The 23,783-nt window shown below is 32.5% G+C and carries 23 protein-coding genes; 2 read left to right on the top strand and 21 right to left on the bottom strand.

The genetic code is table 11. The features are described 5' to 3' along the window. Position 1: 1 nt before the first annotated feature. The 10 genes from AB9K26_RS14555 to AB9K26_RS14510 form a co-directional block, all read right to left on the bottom strand. Entirely contained in the window at positions 2-3,205 is a 3,204-nt protein-coding gene (locus tag AB9K26_RS14555) for an efflux RND transporter permease subunit (protein ID WP_369973300.1), read from the bottom strand. 12 nt (positions 3,206-3,217) lie between these two features. Next, the gene (locus tag AB9K26_RS14550) at positions 3,218-4,297 is read right to left on the bottom strand and encodes an efflux RND transporter periplasmic adaptor subunit (RefSeq protein ID WP_369973299.1); all 1,080 of its coding nucleotides are present in this window, start codon (positions 4,295-4,297) and stop codon (positions 3,218-3,220) included. Between the two features lie 14 nt (positions 4,298-4,311). After that, on the bottom strand, positions 4,312-5,619 hold the full coding sequence (locus AB9K26_RS14545; RefSeq protein WP_369973298.1) for a TolC family protein: 1,308 nt from the start codon (positions 5,617-5,619) through the stop codon (positions 4,312-4,314). A 142-nt stretch (positions 5,620-5,761) separates the two neighbouring features. Continuing rightward, the gene (locus AB9K26_RS14540) at positions 5,762-6,529 is read right to left on the bottom strand and encodes a hypothetical protein (RefSeq protein ID WP_369973297.1); all 768 of its coding nucleotides are present in this window, start codon (positions 6,527-6,529) and stop codon (positions 5,762-5,764) included. Positions 6,530-6,801: 272 nt separating this feature from the next. Then, a complete protein-coding gene (locus tag AB9K26_RS14535) occupies positions 6,802-7,311 on the bottom strand; it encodes a hypothetical protein (protein ID WP_369973296.1) in 510 nt (169 codons plus the stop codon). Position 7,312: 1 nt separating this feature from the next. Further along, complete coding sequence (locus AB9K26_RS14530) at positions 7,313-8,281, bottom strand: hypothetical protein (protein WP_369973295.1); 969 nt, start codon at positions 8,279-8,281, stop codon at positions 7,313-7,315. Positions 8,282-8,361: 80 nt separating this feature from the next. Beyond that, the gene (locus AB9K26_RS14525) at positions 8,362-9,003 is read right to left on the bottom strand and encodes a hypothetical protein (protein ID WP_369973294.1); all 642 of its coding nucleotides are present in this window, start codon (positions 9,001-9,003) and stop codon (positions 8,362-8,364) included. Positions 9,004-9,006: 3 nt separating this feature from the next. Then, complete coding sequence (locus AB9K26_RS14520; protein WP_369973293.1) at positions 9,007-9,939, bottom strand: CBASS oligonucleotide cyclase; 933 nt, start codon at positions 9,937-9,939, stop codon at positions 9,007-9,009. 1 nt (position 9,940) lies between these two features. Further along, positions 9,941-10,972 carry a hypothetical protein gene (locus AB9K26_RS14515; protein WP_369973292.1) on the bottom strand — a complete coding sequence of 344 codons (1,032 nt, stop codon included), beginning with the start codon at positions 10,970-10,972 and terminating at the stop codon, positions 9,941-9,943. Continuing rightward, positions 10,950-11,522: a 7-cyano-7-deazaguanine synthase gene (locus tag AB9K26_RS14510; RefSeq protein ID WP_369973291.1), complete on the bottom strand. Its 573-nt coding sequence runs from the start codon at positions 11,520-11,522 to the stop codon at positions 10,950-10,952. The genes AB9K26_RS14515 and AB9K26_RS14510 overlap by 23 nt, the downstream gene beginning before the upstream one ends. A gap of 160 nt (positions 11,523-11,682) precedes the next feature. On the opposite strand from AB9K26_RS14510, the gene AB9K26_RS14505 reads away from it, so the two are divergent. Beyond that, positions 11,683-12,393: a hypothetical protein gene (locus tag AB9K26_RS14505; protein ID WP_369973290.1), complete on the top strand. Its 711-nt coding sequence runs from the start codon at positions 11,683-11,685 to the stop codon at positions 12,391-12,393. Between the two features lie 109 nt (positions 12,394-12,502). Here the strand turns inward: AB9K26_RS14505 and AB9K26_RS14500 are convergent, their stop codons facing one another. The 8 genes from AB9K26_RS14500 to AB9K26_RS14465 form a co-directional block, all read right to left on the bottom strand. Continuing rightward, on the bottom strand, positions 12,503-12,949 hold the full coding sequence (locus tag AB9K26_RS14500) for a JAB domain-containing protein (RefSeq protein ID WP_369973289.1): 447 nt from the start codon (positions 12,947-12,949) through the stop codon (positions 12,503-12,505). A 70-nt stretch (positions 12,950-13,019) separates the two neighbouring features. Further along, entirely contained in the window at positions 13,020-13,691 is a 672-nt protein-coding gene (locus AB9K26_RS14495) for a GIY-YIG nuclease family protein (RefSeq protein WP_369973288.1), read from the bottom strand. Position 13,692: 1 nt separating this feature from the next. After that, positions 13,693-14,706, bottom strand: a complete 1,014-nt coding sequence (locus AB9K26_RS14490) for an AAA family ATPase (protein ID WP_369973287.1) — start codon at positions 14,704-14,706, stop codon at positions 13,693-13,695. 377 nt (positions 14,707-15,083) lie between these two features. After that, complete coding sequence (locus AB9K26_RS14485) at positions 15,084-15,335, bottom strand: hypothetical protein (protein ID WP_369973286.1); 252 nt, start codon at positions 15,333-15,335, stop codon at positions 15,084-15,086. Between the two features lie 70 nt (positions 15,336-15,405). After that, the gene (locus AB9K26_RS14480; RefSeq protein WP_369973285.1) at positions 15,406-16,386 is read right to left on the bottom strand and encodes a DUF3871 family protein; all 981 of its coding nucleotides are present in this window, start codon (positions 16,384-16,386) and stop codon (positions 15,406-15,408) included. Beyond that, entirely contained in the window at positions 16,370-17,260 is an 891-nt protein-coding gene (locus AB9K26_RS14475; RefSeq protein WP_369973284.1) for an AAA family ATPase, read from the bottom strand. Before AB9K26_RS14475 ends, AB9K26_RS14480 begins: the two co-directional genes overlap by 17 nt. A 104-nt stretch (positions 17,261-17,364) precedes the next feature. Beyond that, entirely contained in the window at positions 17,365-17,712 is a 348-nt protein-coding gene (locus AB9K26_RS14470; RefSeq protein ID WP_369973283.1) for a hypothetical protein, read from the bottom strand. A 278-nt stretch (positions 17,713-17,990) separates the two neighbouring features. Beyond that, positions 17,991-18,434: a hypothetical protein gene (locus AB9K26_RS14465; protein WP_369973282.1), complete on the bottom strand. Its 444-nt coding sequence runs from the start codon at positions 18,432-18,434 to the stop codon at positions 17,991-17,993. A 105-nt stretch (positions 18,435-18,539) separates the two neighbouring features. Here AB9K26_RS14465 and AB9K26_RS14460 point away from each other — a divergent pair, with 105 nt between their 5' ends. Continuing rightward, complete coding sequence (locus tag AB9K26_RS14460) at positions 18,540-18,779, top strand: helix-turn-helix domain-containing protein (RefSeq protein ID WP_369973281.1); 240 nt, start codon at positions 18,540-18,542, stop codon at positions 18,777-18,779. A 45-nt stretch (positions 18,780-18,824) separates the two neighbouring features. Here AB9K26_RS14460 and AB9K26_RS14455 read toward each other — a convergent pair whose 3' ends face one another. From AB9K26_RS14455 to dinB, 3 genes are read right to left on the bottom strand one after another with little or no spacing between them, the layout of a single operon-like run. Further along, positions 18,825-19,556 carry an SOS response-associated peptidase gene (locus tag AB9K26_RS14455; protein ID WP_369973280.1) on the bottom strand — a complete coding sequence of 244 codons (732 nt, stop codon included), beginning with the start codon at positions 19,554-19,556 and terminating at the stop codon, positions 18,825-18,827. Between the two features lie 21 nt (positions 19,557-19,577). Next, the gene (locus tag AB9K26_RS14450; RefSeq protein ID WP_369973279.1) at positions 19,578-22,532 is read right to left on the bottom strand and encodes a DNA polymerase III subunit alpha; all 2,955 of its coding nucleotides are present in this window, start codon (positions 22,530-22,532) and stop codon (positions 19,578-19,580) included. After that, positions 22,532-23,746 (bottom strand): DNA polymerase IV, encoded by a 1,215-nt coding sequence (dinB, locus tag AB9K26_RS14445; protein ID WP_369973278.1) that lies wholly within the window; start codon positions 23,744-23,746, stop codon positions 22,532-22,534. The genes AB9K26_RS14450 and dinB overlap by 1 nt, the downstream gene beginning before the upstream one ends. Between the last annotated feature and the right edge of the window lie 37 nt (positions 23,747-23,783).

Genomic DNA, 23,783 nt, shown 5'->3' with positions numbered 1-23,783 from the left:
CTTATTTATAATTTTTTCGTTCAATTAAATAATATACCAATGGCACAACCAATAATGTAAGCACGGTTGATGCAATGGTTCCTCCCATAAGGGATATGGCCAATCCTTGAAAAATTGGGTCAAATAAAATTACAAAGGCTCCTATGACAACCGTTCCAGCTGTTAGTAAAATAGGTGTTGTTCTAACAGCACCTGCTTCAATAACTGCTTGTTTTAGAGGCACATCTTCTTTCAATCGTAAATTGACAAAGTCGATAAGCAATACTGAGTTTCTTACCATAATACCTGCCAAGGCAATCATCCCAATAAATGATGTTGCTGTAAAAAAGGCGCCCATTATCCAATGTCCTAAAACGATACCAACCATTGATAAAGGTATGGCTACCATCATAACTATGGGTGCTTTAAAATTTTGGAACCAACCTACAATTAACATGTAAATAATAATAATTACCCCTAAAAATGCCAATCCGAGATCTCTAAATACTTCTAAAGTAATTTGCCATTCACCATCCCATTTTACAGTATAGTCATCTTCATACTCTGGCTGACCTAAATATTTTTCCTGCATACTGTATCCTTCTTCTAAAGGAATGGCTTTTAACTTATCCTCCATTCCTAAAATAGCATAGACTGGACTTTCCAATTCTCCAGCCATATCTGCCATAACATATACAACACGCTTTTGATTTTTACGATAAATACTTTTGGCCTTTGTTCGCTCTACAATCGATACTAAATCACCTACAGCAATCATTTGACCATGCTTAGAATTAATTCTTAATTGCGAAATATCACCAAGCGTAGATTTTTCCTTTTCATCAAGAGCCAGAACAATGCCAATTTGTTCTGAAGCTGTTTCGTTATATAATGTAGTTGTTTTACGATTTGACAGTGCCATATTCATGGTATAGACAATCTTCTGTGGTGCCACACCATACAACATGGCTTTTTCCTTATCGATGACGAAATCGTATTCTACTTGATTGTCTTCAACCATCCAATCAATATCAACCACATCCTCTGTGTTTTTTAGAATATCTTGAACCGCTTTGGCCACTTCAATTTGCTCATCATAATCAGGCCCGTAAACCTCAGCAACAATAGTTGATAATACTGGAGGTCCAGGTGGCACTTCTACCAACTTCACATTGGCATTGAATTTTTTAGCAATGGCTTGAATAGGTCCTCGCATCAATTTTGCAATATCATGACTTTGTGCATCACGATCATGCTTATCGATTAAATTCACTTGAATATCTGCCATATTACTTCCTCCACGTAAGTCATAGTGCCTAACCAACCCGTTGAAGGTAATTGGTGCCGACGTGCCAACATAACTCTGGTAGTTTACAACCTCAGGCCTTGTGGCTAGATATTGTCCTATTTCCTTAGCAACAACAGCGGTACGCTCCAAGGTCGTACCTTCAGGCATATCGATTACTACCTGAAATTCATTCTTGTTATCAAAAGGCAGCATTTTAACGGCAACCGATTTGGTAAAGAACATGGCTAACGATGCAAACAGCAACACAATTGTAACACCTAAAAACAACCAACGTTTGGTTTTATTTTCAATAAGTGGTCGCTCGAACTTTTCGTATAATCGGTACACCAATGTGGATTCCATCTGCTTTACTTCATCATCTTCATGGGCAACTTTTCCTTTTTTCTCTTTTTCACGAAGGAACAAATACCCTAAATACGGCGTGATGGTCAAGGCTACAAATAAGGACAAGAGCATCGCTATGGATGCGCCAATTGGCATCGGACTCATATAAGGACCCATTAAACCAGACACAAAAGCCATTGGCAATACAGAGGCAATCACGGTAAACGTCGCTAAAATAGTTGGGTTTCCAACTTCATTGATGGCATAAATTGCAGCTTGTTTAAATGGTAGTCGCTTCATCTTAAAATGGCGATGCATATTTTCAGCAATAATGATGGAATCGTCAACTACAATACCTGTCACAAACACCAAGGCAAATAATGTAATTCGATTTAAGGTATAGTCTAGCATATAATAACTCAACAAAGTCAAAGCAAAAGTGATTGGCACTGAAAGAAATACCACCAAACCACCTCGCCAACCCATCGCGAGCATAACCACTAGTGTTACCGCTATGATAGCTCCAATCAAGTGCATTAAAAGTTCTGATACTTTTTGAGATGCTGTTTCTCCATAATTCCTTGTGATTTCAACATGAACATCATCTGGAATCAATGTTTTTCTTAGTTGTGCTACCTTATCAATAATCACGTCAGAAATCTTCATCGCATCAGCACCTTTTCTTTTGGCTACTGAAATAGTAACTGCTGGATATTCTGAAGGAAATTCAGATGCTTTTTCACTTGCATTTCCGAAGCCTAAAGACACATAGTTCTTAGGAAGTTCTGGACCATCAACCACTTTAGCAATTTGTTTGAGGTAAATCGGTTGGTTTTGCTGAACACCAACAACCAAGTTTTCAACATCTGCTACTGTTTTTAGAAATTCACCTGTATTGACAATAAATTCACTATCTCCTTTATCAAATTGACCAGCACTGAATTGTTGATTGTTTGCTTTTATCATGTCGGCAATAGATAAAAAATCCAGTCCGCTAGCAGCCATCTTTTCTTTATCTATAACGACTCGTACCTCACGACTTCTTCCTCCGATTTTCTTGGTTATTGCCACATCGTTGATTTTCTCAATCTCATTGGTCAACTCCTGTGAAATTTGTTTTAGTTGATAGTCGTCATAGGTTTCGCTCCAAAGTGTGAGTCCGAGCATAGGCACATCATCAATCGCTCTTGTCTTAACCAAAGGCATCGTAACGCCTTCAGGCATAATATCCATGTGCTTATTGATTTCGTTGTAGAGTTTGACAAAGGAACGTTCAATATCTTCACCAACATAAAACTGAACGATCACCATTCCTTGCTCTTTCATTGATGTTGAATACACATATTCAACGCCTTTGATGTTGGAAATAAGCTTCTCTAAAGGTTTGACTACACGAGATTCCACTTCTGTCGGACTCGCTCCTGGATATCCAACAAAAATATCAGCCATAGGCACATCAATTTGTGGCTCTTCCTCTCTTGGAATCAAGAACGAACTGTAAACACCTATGACCATAAAAACGACCATAAGAAGCACTGTAAGCTTTGATCCAATAAAACCTTTAGCGATCTTTCCTGCTAAGCCATCTTTCATAGTACTCTTATTTTATTGTATGTTTATTTTTACTCCATTGTACAGCTTGGCATCTGAAGACACTATATAAGACTCCTCTTGATTTAATCCGGATAAAACTTCAACTTGTTCACCAAATTCCCGCCCTAATCGCAACCATCTTAAGACAGCTGTATTGCTTTGACTTACTGTATATACGCCAGACAATTGTCCTTTTGTGACTATGGCCTCTTTTTGTATTAAAATGCTTTCATTTGATGTAGATGTTTTTTCCACTGGAAATTGGACAGTCGCATACATTCCAGAAAGCACTTCCTCTGGCGCGTCTATCAAATCAACCTTTACTAAATATTGACCACCCGTATTTTTTGCTGAAGTGCTTACTTCGGTAACTTTTCCTTTTAGGGTCGCATTAATTGATTTTACTAGGACTTTAACTTCGGTATGTGCTTTTATTTCTGAAATCTCACTTTCTGGAATCATGGCAGTAACTTCATAATTACCAGGTGTTTCTATAGCAATTAGAGGCATTCCAGGATTGGCCATATCTCCAACTTCTATAAACTTATTCGTAACAACTCCTGAAAATGGTGCACGAATATTTGTATAATTAAATTGGGCAGTGACTTCATTTTTCATCTGTTTTGCAGCTTCCAACTGTGCTTTAGCCATCTCAAAACGTGCTGTGATATCATCTAATTCTTTCTGTGAAGCACTGTTTTCAGAAAATAAATTCTGAAAGCGATTAAAATCCTTTTCGGCATTTCTATAGGCAACTGTAGCTTCAGTGATGCGCGCATTGACTTGTGCAGCCTTAGCTTGTAAATCGGTATTATTGATAGACACCAACAGTTGATCTTTATTTACTTTATCGCCAACTTTTACATGAACATTATTGACAAATCCCATAAGTCTTGTACTGAGATTCGCACTATTGCTCGCTTCAATTTTTCCACTGGCAGTCAAAAAAGGATTACTATCTGAAGCACTAACTGGTTGAACTGTTACATTAACTGTTGGCCCATCTGCTTTAACAGGTGTCTTCTCTTTTGAATTGCAAGACTGTAAGAACAATACAGTGATAAGCGTTATTATTATGTTTGAATATTTCATTTGTTGAGATTTATTTATTGGGTTAAGAATTGGATATAAGCTAAAGCATAATTGTATTCAAACACTGTTTGATAATACTCAAGTTGCTTTTCTGCATATTGGGTTTCAGCCATTAATAAGTCGGCTGTTTTTTCAAGGCCTTCTTTATATCGATTGGTTCGGATTCTTAAGGATTCCTCAGATTGGTTTAATGCCAACTGAGTTAATGCTAATTTATTCTTGGCATCCTCAAGCATTCTGCTGGCTTGATTCAATTCCAATTGACTTTTAGACTTGTATTGTTCATATTCTAATTGGGATCTTTCGTATTCTGCTTTGCTTTTTTGGGACTTCGCAAAATGTTTGGAACCCTCAAAAATATTCCAGCTTAATTGTGCACCAATCGTATAACCATTTGCGCCAGCCTGAAAAACCTCATCATCGTATAACTCGTAAGACCCAAAAGCATTTAAACGTGGTAAAAAAGCCATCTTATCTGCCTTACTCATAGCCTTATAAGCTTCTGAAGCCATCATCATTGCCTTAACGTCAGCACGTTCTTGAGATACTGATAAACTAAGATCTTTATCGATATTACTAACAAATAGACTATCTACTGGTCTATATATAGTGTAACTTTCATCATCCATTAAGAAAGACAAATAATTAGAAGCATTGGCTAGATTGCTCTTAGCGGATTGGAGTTGATTTTTTACTTCTGTCACTCGTACGTCTACAGCCAAGACATCTGCTCTCTGCAAATAGCCTTGCTGGTAACTGTTGTTAGCTAATTTTAAGTTTTCCTCTGAAGCGATCAAGGCTTTTTCCATCACTTCAACAGCTTTATAAGCGAGTTGTAATTGCATGTAAGATTTCTCAACCTCAAGCTCTAAATATTGTTTTGTACGTTGGATTTGCAAGTCTTGGGCTTGCATTTTGTTTTTAGCAGCCTTACGCTGATAAATACCATCCAAATTCACAATTGGTTGTTGTATTTCAATTTTGGTTGCAAAATTCTGAATTTGCGAAGGATCACTTAACAAAGTGGGATTGAAATCGTTTACTGTTAAAATTTCCTGATTTAATTTAGAGCCGAAAGCCATTAGCGGATTTGTTGTTGCAATAGCGGTGTGTGATGCTGTAATATTTGGCAGAAATATGGCATTTGTTTGCCTATAATCTGCTTGTGCTTCTTGATAACTTTTTTCTGAAATTTTTAAAAGCTTACTATTTTGTAAAACCTTTTCTGTTAAATCATCTTTAGAAAGCAATGTGACATCTTGAGCCTGAATACTAATAAACCCTAGAATTGTGATACTTATAAATAGAATATGCCTTTTCATTATCTTAAATTATTGAGGCAAATTTAGAGGTAGGTTAGGACCTGTGCAGTAACATTAGTTACCAAAGAAGTTTGCTAAGTTATAGAGCAACAAAAAAGCGAACCCTAGAGGCTCGCTTTTTAATACCATTGTAATTCAAGTATTAATTGATATTCGGATTGAATGGTGCTGGATCTTGGTGGTCTGGTGTGCCATCCAAATCGGAATCTCTTACCTCATCAGAAATCACCAATAGCTGCCAATGTATCGGCAAATAGGTTTGCCTGACCAAATTATTGTATTCAGCTGTTGGTCCTGAAGCTAAAGACACCGAAACAAAGGTATTCCCTAAACTTTGCATAAAATGGGTTTGGACTGTTAGTAAGGCCGTAAAGTTTCCAAAACGAATGAGCCGAGCACCAAAAGTAGTTAAGAACCCAAATTCTGTTGACTGTTGGGTTGTGGTACATAAAACTTCAGGTGTACCATTAAAACCATGAAATTGCATAATTTGATTTAACTCAAAAGCTACAACATCATTAATTTGAACCTGACCAACGAATGAACTTGTTGGCAAATATCGCCACACCACATTATTATCATTTCTAAAAACATTAACACCCAGTGTTCCGGTTTGTGCATCGGTAACTTCTTGAGCAGAATACCCTTGTGGCATGGTAAAGCCTAAGGCTGGATATTGGCTATGAATAAACTGTTGTCCAGGATTGGCCAATGTTGGAATTTGGGCTAAGGGCACAGCCAAGCCATGGGAATTATCCCAATAGGCTGCCGTTGGACCTGTAATGCCATTACATATTGATGAAGAAAAATTCTGTAAATTATTCTGTTGGTTGTTATCATTATCATCTTTACTACAGGCAAAACAAAAGGAGATGATAGCTATTAGAAGAATATATTTAAATGCTTTCATGGTGTGATGTTTTGTATTACCATCGAAAGCACTGTAAAATGTCATCAAAAAAATTAAAAATAGCTAAAAACAAAAAAGCATCCCGATTTTTACAAAGTAAAAAAAGGAAAGCTTCTCATTGGATTACCCATGTTATTGGGTTTTCACTACGCCATGTCTTTCGACATGAACAACACAACTTTTTTATTGCGGTCTGGACGGGACTCGAACCCGCTATATCTAATCAACTATAATGGCTTAAAAATAAATAGGTTAAGCTTTCATATACACCTTCATTCAAAATTCTGCACCTTTAACACTCCTGAAAGAACAAGTAAACTCCTCCATAATACTAAAGCAATCATACTTACACCAATAATGTTATAATAAAACAAAACCCTGGTGTGAGCGGGACTAACGCATATTTTAGAAATATATCCAACGATTGCAATTAAAATTAATACTTTAACACCGTTTTTCAAGTGTTTTATTGTCTCTTTATACAAGGGTGAATTTAAAAAAAGATTAAAAAGAGAAATCCCGCTATAAGTTTCTTCAAGTGTAGATTTATTTTTTATTGGTTCCGTAGTGCTTTTAAAACTGACTAGCAGAGTTAAAAACGTCAGAACAAATCCAGCTGAAGTAAAACCTATATTAGCAATATCAGAAACCGTAGATATTAAAATATCTGTCTCTGGTATTATAATAATCTTATATCTCAGCAAAAAATGACAAATCACACATAAAGTAAATGAAACGATAATATCAATTATTATTGCATAATTAAAATACTTGTTTACCATATTATAATGAACCTACAAATTTTCCTAGTCCAGGTGAAATTAATTTATACATCTCTTTGTTTTTAATATCCTTTTTGGACTCGACTTCTATAGTAATTGAGGCTCTATTTTTAAGTAAATTAAATGTTTGCTCCAAGCCTGATGAATCCTCGTACTTTACTTCGAAATTTTCAAATAACTTTTGGTTTCTCTTCCTTTGTTTAAATATCCTAAGCATATCTCTAAACCAATTATTTGCTTCATTGTTAATATCTACAGGGGCATTTGATCCAGGGATTTGAAAATAAGTTTCAACTCTAAAAAACTTTGGTTTAAACATTTTTCCAATATTTTCCATGCTTGAGTAATAGTTCTTTCTCACATCCGCATCCATTTGGGCAAGACTTGATGGCCTAAATTTCACATCCATATGAAGCACATTTTTCAAATTTGCAAGTGTCTCTTCTAATGTATTATTAAAAAACTTAGTATTTTCTGTTGAACGGGCAAGTTTTAAAGTAGATGAACCAGCAACATTTCTTAAATAATAAATTAAATCGGATGTTCTTGGACCTTTGTCATTAAATTCTGAGCATATAATACACTTCTCAGTACTAAAATCTATAAAAAAGTGTGTCTCTTCAACGATATCTCCACCTAAATCTGTTATAGGTAAAAGCTTAAACTTATCAGTAGGTTTTAATTTAGGTTGTTTCCCTTTTCTTAACAGTGCCATTGAGCACCGAAATCTATCTTCTCTTGGTACTTTTCTATGACTAACCATGAAAAGTTCTCTAGATTCTGCTTTATCTCTTTTTTCATGCCTATCAATCAAATGACCTTGTCCATTATTTCTTTTTTCCCTTAAATATTCAAATACTTCCTTGAGGATTGATCTTGTATTGTGTTTTCCTCTTAAATCAGCATACGGTTCAAACTTTAAAGATGAAAAATAAAGGTTGACCTCTCTTACTTGCTTCTTTTTGGACATAAAATAAAATTATTGATTTATAAACTTAAATAAAATGATTAATCCTAAAAAAGGAATCCTAGAATAAGGAAAAATAAAACTTATGATTTAAAGAAATTTAAATAATCTCTTTCCAACACAGCGAATCTCCAAAGAACCAAATCAACAACAGAAAGTTTTTCGTCTGTAATCCCAGAAATATCATAACAGAGTTTTTGAGGACATTGATATCCTAAAACATCTGCAATTCTAATCAAGTGCCTATCTGGTTTAGCAACATCTAGCCCAATATTTTTCGCAAAATGAAATGCGGTTGCTGGACCCATAAATGGAAATTTCTTTATGTAATCAACTTCTTCTTCTTTTATTGAATTAATTATTGATTCAAATCCTAATCGATTTATTTGTTCAGCTATTTCAATAATTGCATTAAGTTTTTTTTCATTATTAAAATTTTTTTTTGCTGATTCTAAACAATGATTTTTTTGTGAAATTATTTTTTTGGTATTTTTCCAATTAAAAAAAGATGCTGAAATCGAAGGAAATATTTTTTGAATTACAGATTCCTTCATTCCACTTGATAAAATTACCCAAGCAGCTTCTCTCAAAAATGTACTTTCACATATAAAATCGATATCCAAATTATCTTGCCAATCGATTTCACGAGAATATCCCCGATTTAAAATTAGAATTTTAGCATTTAAATATTTTAAAACAATATCGTTAATACAGCTTTTTTCCATTTATTAACTTTTAGAACCTAGAATTTTTTTCCAATATTCGATGTTTTGTGACCCATCAGCATTATTCATTCTTCTATATATTCTATCAAAAGAGTTTGAAATAATTTTTCTTTCTAAGCTATTAGAAGAGCCTAGATAGTTGTCAACACTTATTGAATTACCTTTGCTATCTTTAATTGGATCTAAAACTTTATTGCTTGCCATACTAAAAAAATGTTTAATCATCGCTTTAACATTTTTATTCCCATTATAGTCCTTAAAAATATCAATTGCTAATGACTCGGTATGAAACCCATTTATTTTACTGCTTTCATTCTGACCAATAATTGACTTTGCAAGTTTAATTGTTGGAACCAACTTCCCTGCCATTTCACTATTGACTTTAGTGAGCTTATTGGCAAATTCTTTTGGCTTTATATGCGACCAATTATTTCCTGATTCGTCTGATATTCTATAACCGTTGTAATACTTCGTGGCTGGTAATACCTGTATTTTTTGATCATTGAAAAGAATAGTTATTGCTTGACTTCCTACTTTAACTTGTGTTTTTGGAAGCCTTTCTTTTATTAAATCACCAATCTCTTCCCTCACCTCTTTTGGTGATTTACCTTCAAAGCTTTTCTTATCAATGACGATTAACGCGTCTACATCACTAAAACCATCCACATAAGTGTGTTTAGCAACTGAACCATTAAAAATTAGGTTAACAGAACTATCTAGCTCTTTGTCAAGTTTAGTTTTTATTAAGTCTAAGTGCTTCGATGTAGCTTCAACATCCCTTCTGTTATACCTCTCTAACAAATCATTTATAACCTTACCAACAGACGCTTCGAACTCTTTATCTAAGCTACGTTGTTCACTTTCTCTTAACTTTTTTCCATATTCAAATGGATCTTTTTCACCACTTCGAAAAAAACCTCCGCTACTTCCTCCCATATTAATTGATTTTAGATATTAGTGTCTTAAAAGATTTTTTGAAAAACTCACTGTGGTATTTAAAAACAGTGAAATCATTTGTTTTAGCGAATTCCTCCATCTCTTCCTGTAACCTTTTTAAATAGTATAAATTATCCCATAATGTCTTAACTTTTATGTTGTCATCACTTTCTTGAATCCCAATTTCATGAGTCCCATAATTTGCTTTATAAATTGCGAAACCGTTCAAATATGACATTCTTGACCAGGTTAAACCATCAAATATTTCTGCACCTGCAAAGAAATATAAACAAGTAGTGATTGGGTCTAAACTACCAAAAACATGAATTGGTGCATTAATCCCCGCTTTATCCAAATACTTTCTAATTGCAGCTATATTTTCCATCCTTTTTATAGTTGAGTGTCCTAGTTCTTTTTCTGTAACACCAATTATATCAAAATGTTTTAGTTCTTCGATATTTAATAATATATCCTTTAAAGGAATCATTTTGTTGTTCGGCTTTTCAGGCTTAATTAAAAAAGTAGATAATTGATTTGGAAACTTTGAACATAATTTAAGGGCTTCTTCCAATTGTACTTTAAAATCATCATTCGTATCGTAAGAAACAAACACTGATGGCATTTGCTCAGGCCATTTTTTTAAAACTTCAAAATGTTTTTCTCTTGACCATTCATGCTTGTAAGGTGGCCCTTCAAACAATTCACTTAAATCATAATAATTTGATGTTTCATATCCTCCGCTATCTACAAACATTAATTCAATATTACCAATTGGCAAATTAGATGCTGAAGGTATAAATCCCTGAGAAATATCAAAAGCACTAACTAAAGCAGTATCAGTAATTATTTCACTAGTACTAGCAATAATTTCACTAGCCACTGAGACTTTATCTTTGTTATCTGCACTAAAGCCTAATCGTTCATTAGATTGAATAAATTGTAATCCTTTACTAGAAAATGAAGGCACCAGAAGAGGTGTGTTTAAAGAATTCCCAAGCTTATGCGGAAGTTTAGTAGTTCTTGCTAAATTCATATAGTGACTTTTTATCCTTACACGATAAACAAACCCCACATCCATGAATTACACCCTTTTCACAGCTATAAGTCATTTCTATTGGAACTTTATTATCTAAGCAATATTTCCAAATTTCTCCTTTATTTAGATTTACAAATGGAACATCAATTTGAGTCTGACCGTTTGTATACATATCAAAACTTTCTTGTACATTTTTTACAAAATCTTGGGTACAATCAATATAATCAGTCCCACTGTGAATTCCCAAAGCAATTATACCAAATGCTTTGGCATAGTATGTGAAAGCTAAACTTAATAATAGCAAATTTCTTCCAACAATTTCTCCAGATTGGAAGTAATTTTTAAAACCAGTGTTTAAAAATTGGGCTTCAATGTTGTAAAAGCTTGAGATTTCTTTAACTGCTTTCAATTCATATTCGTAAGCTATTTGACCATAATTAATAAATAATGCAAAAACAGAAAAGTTTCTTCTTATATAATAGTCAATTAATGCTGTAGAGTCTAATCCACCACTAAGCAGTATCAAGACTTTGGATTTTTCTTTCAATTTAGTTATTTCTTGGCCTGTTTACTTTACTAACTATAACATTTCCACTAAATTAGCATTTGAAATTGAATTTAACATATAAATGACTCGTTTTTTTGTATACTTAATAATATTCCTCATATCTGGCACATTAATTTTTTTCGTAACCAACGATAATTTTTTGTCCTTCATAATTGGAGTTTTTTCTACTGCACTTTTTGTAATAATTGACCATTTAACTATAATATATAATAGAATTTGGCTGGCTATTCTTTGCAATACTAAGTATAGAAAATCCTTTATTAGATTTTCAATATCATATTTGTATAAAATTAAAGTTGATGACAAATATTTATTGGTGAAAGGGCATAGAGTCAAAGATCAATTCCAGCCTGTAGGTGGCGTATTTAAACGGTTCAAAAGCTCTAATGCTATTTTTAAAAAACTAAAAATTTTGGATGATGAGTATATGCCCATAGATAGTATTAGTGTTGATGATCTGAGAGTTTTAGTTCCTGCTCCGAATGTATTAAAGTTTTTGAAATGGTATAATTCAAAATCTGACCGCGAAGTCAATCCTGAAAGAGAATTTAAAGAAGAACTTCTAGAAACAGGAATATTACCAAAAAAGAATTTTAAAAATCTTAAATATACACTCGTAAATGAAATTGAAAGCAAAATAAAATTTAGTGATCATTTTCAATGTCATGAAATCTTAAAGGCTGAGATTTACGAAATAGACTTAAGTAAAAAACAAATTTCAGAATTAAGAAAAATAATGAGTCAAGAATCATCAAGCTATATTTGGTTAGATGCTCAACAAATAAGAAAAAAAGGTTATTCCAAGGATTCAAATATTAGGATTTCAGACACCTCTACGTGGATATTATAATTTAAACATTTTTTACGGTCTTAACTAGACCGCAATAGTCAATGTGTAAATCAGCAATCACGCTATTTTATGATTTTCAACATCATTTGGGACACCTTTTTTTAGCCTTTTATAACAACTTTTCATCGGCAAAACTCAAATATCCATTTTTTGATATAATCATATTATCTAAAACAGAAACATCTAAATACTCAGCCGCTACTTTAATTTTATTGTATAAGTCGTTATCAGCTTTACTTGGTTTTAAATTTCCACTTGGATGATTGTGAACAAGAATTACTGACGAAGATGCTGATTTGAGTATTACAGCAAATAATAGTTTTATATCAACCACAGTTCCTGCAATTCCACCTCTTGACAATGTATATATTCCCAAAACTTCATTAGCTCTATTTAGTAATAGCACTTTGAATTCTTCAAAAAGCTCTATCGTGTCATTTTCCCAATTATTCAATAAAAAATCGAATGCTATTTGACTATTTGTTATTTTTTTGTTGCCTGAATAGATTTTCCCTGGGCAATACTTAAGTTCTATTTCTGATATAATATTTTTCATTTTTGAAATTTTTGAAATAAAAAAGGGCAACCAATTATATGATTACCCTTTTTTAGATTATTTACTAGATTTAGTTGAACTGCCATATATAGCCTCCAGCAGTATTTCTCTCTCCTCTACAAACTTTAGCGATACTAGACTTGTTTACCCCAGTTTCCTTGGAAGCAATACAAACGGACCTAAATACTCTTATTAAAGTTCCGCCTAAGTCGTATTGACTAACTTCTTTTAAACGTTTATCTTTTTTTGGAGTGAAGGTATCTTGAAGTTTGTAACTCCAATAATATCCTCCAAAGGAATTATTTACACTTAAGCAAGCTCTCGAAATCTGTTTCTTACTTGCACTAACTGCACTACCTGCACTTTCTAAATTATCATAGTCAGCAATCAACTTTCCATCTTCTAAACTGTATTGATATACTGTTTTTTTAAATCCGCCTCCAGAATCAGAATTATAGCCTTCTATCATGCTGTTGTACCTGAAAATATATTGTTTCTCCTTTCTAGCAAGTTCATCAATTGAATTTGCCGTATCAATAATTTCCCACACAAATAACTCTAACCCATAAGTACTTATAGCATTATGAAACTTATTTTTAGTAGTACAATCTGATTTTTGTAAATGGTCTTTAATTCTTTCTTCCACACTTCTACTCGTAGTTCCAATATAGGTATCTCCATTTTGTGAATTAACCGCTTTATACACAAGAAAATTCAATTCTTTATTAACACTAATATCCATATTATTTGTTTTCATAATAGATTGAAGAATAATAGCCATGTTTAGTAGACTTGATTTTCTCAGTTTCAGTTAATTCTGTTAAATACGTTTTTATCTGTCTAACGGAAATAGATAAATCGGTTTTAAAATGGTCAATTAACTCTGAGGTCTTAAAACTGACGGAGGAATTGGAGTTAAAAAAATTAACTATTTCATATCTTTTATCATCTTGTCTTCTTCTATCACTTCTATTAATAATCTCTTCTTCATTAGCATTACCTTGATATTGCAACCAAATGTTATCATCGATGTAAAATTCCTTAACAAAGTCATCATTATCAGAAGCATATCTAAAAATCACATTCTTTTGATATCGGTGGTTTTTGGATGTTCTATTAATTCCAATAGCAAAATCAACTTCCTGTTGGAAAACAGCACTACCTTTTATTTTATCAACAGTAATAGCACTTCCATTCATTTTTGGTGTATGGTGAATACATATCAATGTTATGCCTAATGATTGACAGATATCTCTCAATTTTTTTACCACTGTATGTGCAGTATCACTTTGTTCCATTTTACCTGGACACATCCTAGTTATACTATCAATAAAAACAACATTGGCTTTAGAACGGATAACTATCTTTTCTAAATTAGACCAATTCTTATCAGTAACAATCATATTTTCGAAATCTATTGGCTGAAAAAATAAGTTCTGATCTGCTAATTTCTTCTGATCCTCATTTAAAGCATCGTACTGCTTAATATTTCTTTCGGTACTATCTTCCCAAAATTCTTCCATGCCAATTATGAGTACTTTTCTTGGAACACCAGACAAGGGGTATCCAAAATACTCAGGAGCACCTATAGCAATTTTCATAGCCATATTCTCACAAAAAATAGTTTTCCCACTTTTCGCAGGACCAAACACTAAACCAAAAGTTTTTTCTCTAATTCCGCTCCATAAGAACGACTTTTTTGGTCTTTTTGCAAACGCTTCTCTGCGTTGCTTAAAATTTAATACGTCTTGATTCAAAATCTTAAATAAATTTATATCACCTTGTGTTCTAAGTGATTATTATACGTATGGTTCGCAATAGAACACAAAAGGCTATAAACAATGTTATAGCCTTTTTAAGTTTATATTTTTATTTTTAGTTTCTTTTTTGTCTTCGGTTATCTATTTTTTTCTTGTTAACAACTCAAACTTGCTAGCCATTTTACTAAACGAAAATTTTAACTTTCGCAAATAGAATAATTATGTAAATAATTCTAACGCGAAGGTACAAAAAAAAATTGAATTTTCCAAATTTTTTAACCCTTATTTTATAATAAAGATTATTATAAGAACTAAATATAAGATCTTCTCTGTGCACATAGTGCATATAGTGCATGTTTCTAATAGACTATAATTTACTCATTCAGAATTTCAAAATGAAAATAATAGTATGCTTTTGATGAAATAATAAAAACTGTTTTCAATTCAATTGTTACTTTTACTTCATCTACCCAAACAACTTGGTCCTTTTTAAGATCCCCTACATCTTGCTTTACTAGCACTTTAAAAGGACATAACAGTAGTTTGAGTAATCTGTTCCATGTAATTATATATAGCTCTTTAGGATTGCTGTATTTAAGTAATTCAGCCAACTCTTTTTTATTCATTTTACAATTGAGTTTTTAGTAATTACAATCTTGATTTTCGAAGTAAAATCACTTTTTAGCTATATAATAATTATGGCAAGTACCAATTTGGCGTACTATTTTGTAACGAAATACCCAATTCTTGTACTAGTTCGTATGCATTGACATTACGCTCTAAATTAGAATCTATATAACTGCTCTTATTTGCTTCGGTGAAAAGGTTGTATAAATTCCATAGATTAATTGTACCTCCTTTTTGTCTACCAAAATTTGAACAACCATAATAGTCTTTTACCACGTTACTTATCTGACTATCATTTAGTGTAATAGGAAACAAAGTTTTTTGTTCCAGCCTATCTAAATGTTGGAACATTCTTACCTTACCAATGAAGTGAGCAAACTGCTTTTCCGTCAATTGGTATTTAGACATATTTTCCATAGTTCCTAGATGTTTGTCTCTATCATAATTTGCAAAAAGTTCTCTAATCTTATTATGTAGTTCTGAAATACTTGCTATCCTAATTTCATTGGAAAACCCATCTGTACTAATACATAAATTAGTACATACTCTATTTTTGAAACCAATAAAAATTTTGAACTTTTCCAATGATTTTTTACTGTATAGGTTCTCTTGGTTATAAGCTCTTACACCTCCTATACTTAAATTAAGTTCATTGTTATTAACAACTTGTTTAGCTTCTGGAATATCAATTAAAAAAGCACATCTTTCATAATAAATGGTCTTTTCATGTTCTTTTAACTCTTTAGCTGGTTTCCCAATGGCTGAAGGCACTCTTCCTTTGACTATATGACTCACTCTGATATTTGGCTGATTAATTGTAAGTTCTGGAAATAATTCTTTAGCAATCTGTCTTGTTTCATTAATGAACTGAAAGTGACTAATTGTAGATTCATTATCCTTTGAGAATACTGGTATTATGCAGTCTTTCTTTAAATGCTCAAGACTCACTACTTGTGTATTTGCTTCAATAAAATTACTTGAAGAATTATGCGTTATTGTAAATACATCTTGTATCATTTGTTCCGGTTTAGGATTAGCTATTAGTTCCATTATTATCTTTTTGTTTAAGTTCTACAATTCGTTCTTTATCAATGACTTGATTATTAAGTGCATCAAGTTGTTTTTTCTGTTTTAATACTAGAGGGTGAATTTCTACTTGAAGACTTTTATATTTTGCATATATATGCTTTAAACCCTCTACAGTAGTACAGGCTTGTATCTCTGCTTGGACTTTATCCAATGAAACACCGAGATTACACCACTCTATAAGCTTTTTACCTGTTGAAGCATTGATAACAAATTCAGGCTTGTCCATAAAAAGCCCTGTTCTATCTTTACTAGCTTTTGCTAGGTGCTTATCATTAATGAGTTCAAAATTGGTGGTTAATTCATACTCAAAACCCTCTCTGGTAATTTCTTTTGTACCATGTTTGATAACTTTTGCACGTCCGTTTGAAGTAGTATCTAATGAATAGTCAATTTTACTTCTTACCGTAGTGATGATATGAGATTTAGATTGTAAAATAGCATCTATAAAAGCTTGATGTCTTGGAGTTACTTTTGCCCAATCTTGGAATCTACCACCGAGACTATTGTGTATAGCCAGACAGCCTCCTTTACCCTGCCATTCATGTGTAATACTGTCTAGAATGATTACCTCTATAGAAGCATTTTCACAAATCTTAATAGCTTCAATATATCGTTCTGGACTATATGGCTCATTCAATAATAAAACATTGAACTCTCCCAAGTGTGCATATAAATCTGCGCTTCCATTTTCGGTATCAATAATGGCTATTTTACTCCAATCATTTGTTATACCAGAGGCCAACAAAAGTGCTGAATAAGTTTTACCAAATCCTGATGCTCCAGAAAGCCCAAGTCTTAACTTTACCTGGCTTCTTTTGGCTCGTTTTAATTTCATATTATTAATGTTATTAGTTATAATTTAAATAGTTATATATTGTAATTAGCGAGTAAAAAAAAGAGCCCCAATAATAGGGCTCTACTTTCTTGATTTTGTAAAGACTAAGCTTCAACAAGCTCTTTTGAAATTACATTATCACTTACAATTGATTCCTCCTCACTAAAATATTCATAGCGATGATTAAGAGTTATCATTTCACCTGTCTCTGGCACAACATAATCATATGTTTCCACTTCTACTTTTTTGATACTTCCAGGCATTTGAGTTCCTTTTAAGGATTCGCAGGTTGACTCATCAAAAGTACAGGGCACATTTGCTTTTCTAGCAGTTAAGTAAGTGCGACCTGTTTCCTTACTTTTTACAGCTTCTATCCCACCTTGAACAATCAAGGCATGGAATTCTGACCCATCTTCTTTTTGATAGGTTTTGTAATCTACGATTTGAACCATAGTTTTAAAATTTTAAAGATTAATATAAAGCACGGGGGTATCCCGCAATCTTAAAAAAGAGTGGGGGGTTGATTGTTAGGTTATTTCGTGTTCACTACAATTAAAATGACCAAAAAAAATTTTCCAAAAAAATTTTTTTACTCCATTGCAAATCAATGAGTTTAAACTCTAGTATAATTTATTCTCTGCTTATGCTTTTGCAATTTTTTATTGGTCATAAATAAATGTTGCTATTATCCATTCTAAAACTATTCGAAATATTATTAGAATCTAATGTATCATTCCCTTAATTCATCGAGAATGGAAGCTATGAAAAATTGCTCAGTTACTAGATGATAATTACTCCTGTAATCCTCCTCAATAAATTCATTATAGGTTTTCTGAACCATTTTATACAAAACATTAAAATTAATAACCGAGAACGGAATTTTATCATTATTAATATCAATTAAATAGAGCATTGAAATAAACAATGGGATATCACCATTAAAATTCTCTAAGATCAAATTAAACTTTCCTTCATCCACCTCTATCCTCTTTGGGAGGTGTAAATTAAATATTGATACTACCTCTTCTAAGTTCAAAATAAAAATGTCAATATTTTCATCTTCTAGAGGCAATTCTTGACCATTTTGAATCACAACATTAATTAATCTATTCGTAAAGCTTATAGGGTCATTATTAAAGTTTCTGAATTCGATTTCAATTAAATAATCATTCATTCTATAAAGTTTAGATGTGAGTTGATCTTTTGATAATAAATATACATGAAATTGTTATGATATATCATAACCTCAACGATTGTTATTATATAGAAATTGTCGAAAATGACAGTTTCAGAAAAAAAATATCTTCAAAAGCTAGGGAAGAGAATTGCTTATTTAAGAAGAAAGCAAGGCTTTAGCCAACTTGATGTTTGCGCTGAAATTAAAATGGAGAAGTCCAACTTATCTGCTATTGAAAATGGAAGGCAAAATGCGACTACTCTAACATTAAAAAAGATAGCTGACGCTGTAGGTGTAGAAGTACAAGAGTTTTTTGCTATTAATATCTCAAAAACCAAATAACAATGAATATAGTTAATAATTCAAATGTTAGTGTTTAACATAGACCTAGAATAAAGTATCCTTTTGCACTTCTTCAATAATATAAGGCTTATTTGTATCTACTCCCCTTTTGTAAAGATCCCTGCTTACAGGATGTGCTTTAAATTCCAAATTACTAAAGCCTGTAGCCATTAACTCGTTAATTGCTTGGTCACTTAATCCTTCATCAAACCAATCCTCATAAACGTTTTCATCCAAGACCAAAGGCATACGCTTTTTCTTATTGTGAACTTCTGCAAAAAAATCATTGGCTTCAGTAGTTAATATGGTAGCTGTATACAAGCCATCATCTATCTCGGTATATAAACCTGCAAAAAGAAATAATTCTCCTTTAGGTTCATCCTTTGTAGGTTGATAACAAAAATATGGTATGGATATTCCATTTTCATGGTGTGGCTCATAAAACCCATCAGCCAAGATGAGACATCTTTTGTCATTGGCGCTATCTCTGAATGAAGCTTTTTCAAAAATAGACTCTGACCTAGCATTTAATGTATTACTTTTTTTTCTAAACCCAGAAGGATCATTCATTGCCCAATGTGGTATTAATCCCCAACTAGCAGGAACAATAGTGGAAGAATTTTCCATTCGGATAATTTGCAGGTTACCATAAGAAAATCCATTTAAATGAAAATATGGTTTGTATTCATCTGAAACCTCAAACTCTGCCTTAAATGGTTCATAAAGTTTCTCCTCAATTTTCTTGATTGGTTTTCTTAAAGATGTTGAATAACACATACCTCTAATTTAGAAAAAATATTAGATTCTTGGATCAGAAACCAAACTAACTTTTCTACTTTTCAGCACATTCATACTATAAAAATCAAATCTATCAGTAATTTTTCCATAACAAGCATAAATTCCTAGACCATGAATTGGATACTTATCTACTATATCTGGAAAATGTACCGCATCAAAATAGTCGCCTTCAATATCAATAAAAGTGCTTAACCTCATTAGTTTACCTTGATAGGTTTTATTATATCTAGTAGTGACAAGACTACCATATATAATTACATTTTTGTCAACGTACTTTCCCATATCTTTTGCAAGAATTCCACCTTTCAAATCTTCAGATACCATTTCGAAATATCCACTCATTGGAAATCCAAGCAACTCCAATTCATCATAGGCATTTTCAATTTCTGAAGAATTCATCTTTGGCAATTTGTAATCTTTATGGCTGACTTTAAATAATTTCGATTGATTTGATTTAATGCCATTAGCATTCAACTTAAAAATAGCCTTCCACAACAACTCTGTTTTACTGATTTTGGTAAATCTAAATGCATCTATTCTGATTAAAATAGTTAGTTGTTCAATACTGATGAAAACCCTATCTATAAAATCATCCAATGAATTAAAATCTCCATTCAGTTGCCTTTCACTTAAGAGTCTTTGTATTGTATAAGCTTCCAAATTCCTTAAATTACCAAGTCCTAAATAAATACACTTTCCAATTATTATGTTAGGATGATCACTTGTGTTAATGCATGGCAAACATATCTTAGCCCCTTGCTTTTTAGCTTCATGTAAATAATGTTCAGCACTATAGAAACCACCCCCATTATTTAAAACAGCAGTCATAAATTCCAGAGGATAATAACATTTAAGAAATAAACTTTGGTAACTCTCAACAGCATATGATGCAGAATGTCCTTTGGCGAAAGCATAACCTGCAAAACTCTTTATTTGATCCCAGACCTCAAAAATCAATTTGTCATCAAAGCCTTTCTTTTTGCAATTATCAATAAACTTTTTTTCTACAGCTTTAAATTCACTTCTAGAACGGAATTTACCGCTCATTCCCCTTCGTAATACATCAGCTTCACCTAAACTCAAATCAGCAAATTGATTTGCAACTTTAAGTACGTCTTCTTGATATACCATAACACCATAAGTTTCTGGCATTATCCTCATTAATTCAGGATGTGCATCCTTTCTATGCTCTGGACTTCTATGCCTCTTAATAAACTCATCCTTCATCCCTGAACCTGATACTCCAGGTCTAATAATGGAACTAGCGGCTACAAGACCTAAATAATCCTGAGTCTGTAGCTGAATCATTAATCCTCTCATTGCAGGTGATTCTACATAATAGGCACCTACTGCCCCACCCTTCCTTAATAAGTTATTGATATTAGGGTCAGTCTTGAAGCTTTCAACATCATTTATATCTATTTTAGGTGCATTAGGTTGATTGTTCCTTATTATCTCTATCGAGTCTTTTATTTTTGCTAAACCACGTTGACCAAGTATATCAAACTTAAAAACACCTACATCTTCAGCTATGATCATATCAAATTGAACAGTTGGAAATCCTTTAGGTGGCAAATCAGTAGCGGAAAAATAATGAACTGGTTTTTCTAAGATTAGAATTCCTGCTGAGTGAACACTTAAATGATTTGGAAATCCCTCAATAAGCTTTCCGTATTTAAGAACCAATCTTGAAATTTCATCTAAGCTATTAAAATTATAGTTACCTGAACTTAACTTATCTATGTCCTCTTTAGGCAATCCAAACACCTTACCCAATTCTCTGACAACCGCTCTATATTTAAATGTATTGTAAGTAGCCAATAAGGCTGTGTTCTTGAATCTTCTAAAAATATATGCGGTAACATCATCTCTATCTCTCCATGAAAAATCTATGTCAAAATCTGGAGGGGAAGCTCTAAATGGATTAATGAATCTTTCAAAATATAAATCCAATTCAATAGGATCAACATCTGTAATACCAATAATATATGCAACAATACTATTTGCTCCACTACCTCTGCCTACATGAAAAAATCCTTTACTCTTGGCATAGGTAACTATATCATGATTAATCAAAAAAAATGATACAAAATTCAGTTCTCTTATGGTATTCAACTCCTTTTCTAATCTATTAAGCACATTTTGAGATGGCTGATTATATCTTCGTTTAATATTTGAATAACACAGTTGTTTTAAAAGCTGATAATCTTCATCCTCGGAACTTGTATAGATTTTTAAATTTTGGGATATCCTGTCATTGCCAAAATCAAATTTAATATCCGATGTGTTTAAAATATTTTCTGTGTTCTCAATAATATTTGGGAAGTCCTTAAAGTGCTCTAACAACTCACTCTTTGAATACATTATTTCAGTTTCTTTGCACTCTTGTTCCTTATCGAGCTTACTTAGCAAAGTATTATTATCTATAGCTCTAAGTAGCCTATGCGCATTGAAGTCTTTCTTATTTCTTATGGTAACTGTCTGTAGAATTACCAATTTATCTTTTAGAGATTTCAATCTTGAAAACCTAAGTTTTCTAATTTCTTCAACAGATATACCTATGTATTCTTTTGTCTTAAAATTTGATATTTCTAGTTCCAATACTTTCTCAAAAGGATATATAACAAAACAATCCATAAACTCTGGAGCTAAATCAGGTATCATTAAGTTGTTTTCAGAATGATATGAAAGAAACTGATTCAATTCTAAAAATCCATTATTGTTCTTGGCAAGTCCAACAAAATTTTGTTTTCCATGATTTCTAAAATCAATGCCTATTAAGGGCCTGATATTAAAATCCTTTGATTTTCTAATAAAGTTTAAACACGCTGAAGTATTGTTTATATCCGTTAGGAATAAAGAATCTATATTTTTCTTCTTAGCTAATTCCAATAAATCAATTTCAGAAAAAGTACCATATCTTAAAGAATAATATGTATGACAATTCAAATACATTATTGCTTTCTATGTGCTAATAGTATTGGTGGCTCTCCATTGAAAGGGTTGCTAAAACGACCAATTGTTTTTGCCCCCATAGAAGAAGCTCTCATAATGCTCAACTCTCCATATCTCCCTCTTATTTTGTCCATAGCATCATAGAGGTTTAACATCTCTTCTGTATCATCAAATAGATTGATTTGGTAGTGGCCACATACGATGTCATTAATTTTAACTCCTACTAGCCTAACCAACAATCTTCTATTGTGTAACTTTTCAAATAATTCTAAAGCCTTAGGTATTATAATATGATCAGCACTTGTATATGGAATTTTAACCTGCTTGCTGTATGTGTTAAAATCAGAATACCTAATCTTGACACTTATTGTGCTAGCCAATTTATTTCCATTCCTTAATTGAAATGCTAGGTTTTCAGCCATAGCAAAAATCGTCGTCCTCAATTTTTTCATGTCTATAGTGTCCTTTTCAAATGTCCGCTCGGTTGAAATAGATTTTCTTTCATGAAATGGTATCAATGGAGGGTTATCTATACCATTTGCTCGTTTCCAAATAGTCCTTCCATTAGCCCCTAGGACACTAACCATCATCTCCAATGGCATTTTCTGAACAACACTTACCTTATCTACCCCCAAGTTTCTTAAGGTTTGATAGGTCTTTTCACCTACAGAAGGAATCTTTCTAATTGATAAGGGAGCCAAAAATGGTTTTTCAAAACCATAATCTATCTTAAGTTGATTATTAGGTTTTGCCTCTCCAGTTGCTATTTTAGAAACCACTTTATTAACTGAAAGTCCAAAAGATATAGGCAACCCTGTATTTTTTATAATTTTTTGTCTAAGTTCAGATGCATACTTATAGCAACCATAAAATTTATCCATACCGCTCAAATCAGCATAGAATTCATCTACACTTGATTTTTCAAAAATAGGAACGCTTTCTTTTATTATATCAGTAACCAAATGGGAGTATTTAGAGTAAATACCTGAATTACCCCTAATGACAATTGCTTCAGGACATAATCTACGAGCCACTTTCATTGACATCCCAGAGTGTACACCAAACCTTCTTGTTTCATAGCTACAGGCAGCAACAACACCCCTATCGCCTGTTCCACCAACCAATAGTGGTCTGTTTTTTAAACGACTATCAATCAATCTTTCACATGACACGAAAAAAGTGTCCAAATCAAGATGTAATATTTGATTTTCCATACTACAAATTTAGCTACTTATTATAGCAATTATTGCT

Origin of the sequence: Psychroserpens sp. XS_ASV72 (genome assembly GCF_041224425.1) — a bacterium.
Classification (GTDB): domain Bacteria; phylum Bacteroidota; class Bacteroidia; order Flavobacteriales; family Flavobacteriaceae; genus Psychroserpens.
The sequence above is the reverse complement of the archived record's forward strand: the minus strand, read 5'-3'. Positions and strand labels throughout refer to the sequence as shown.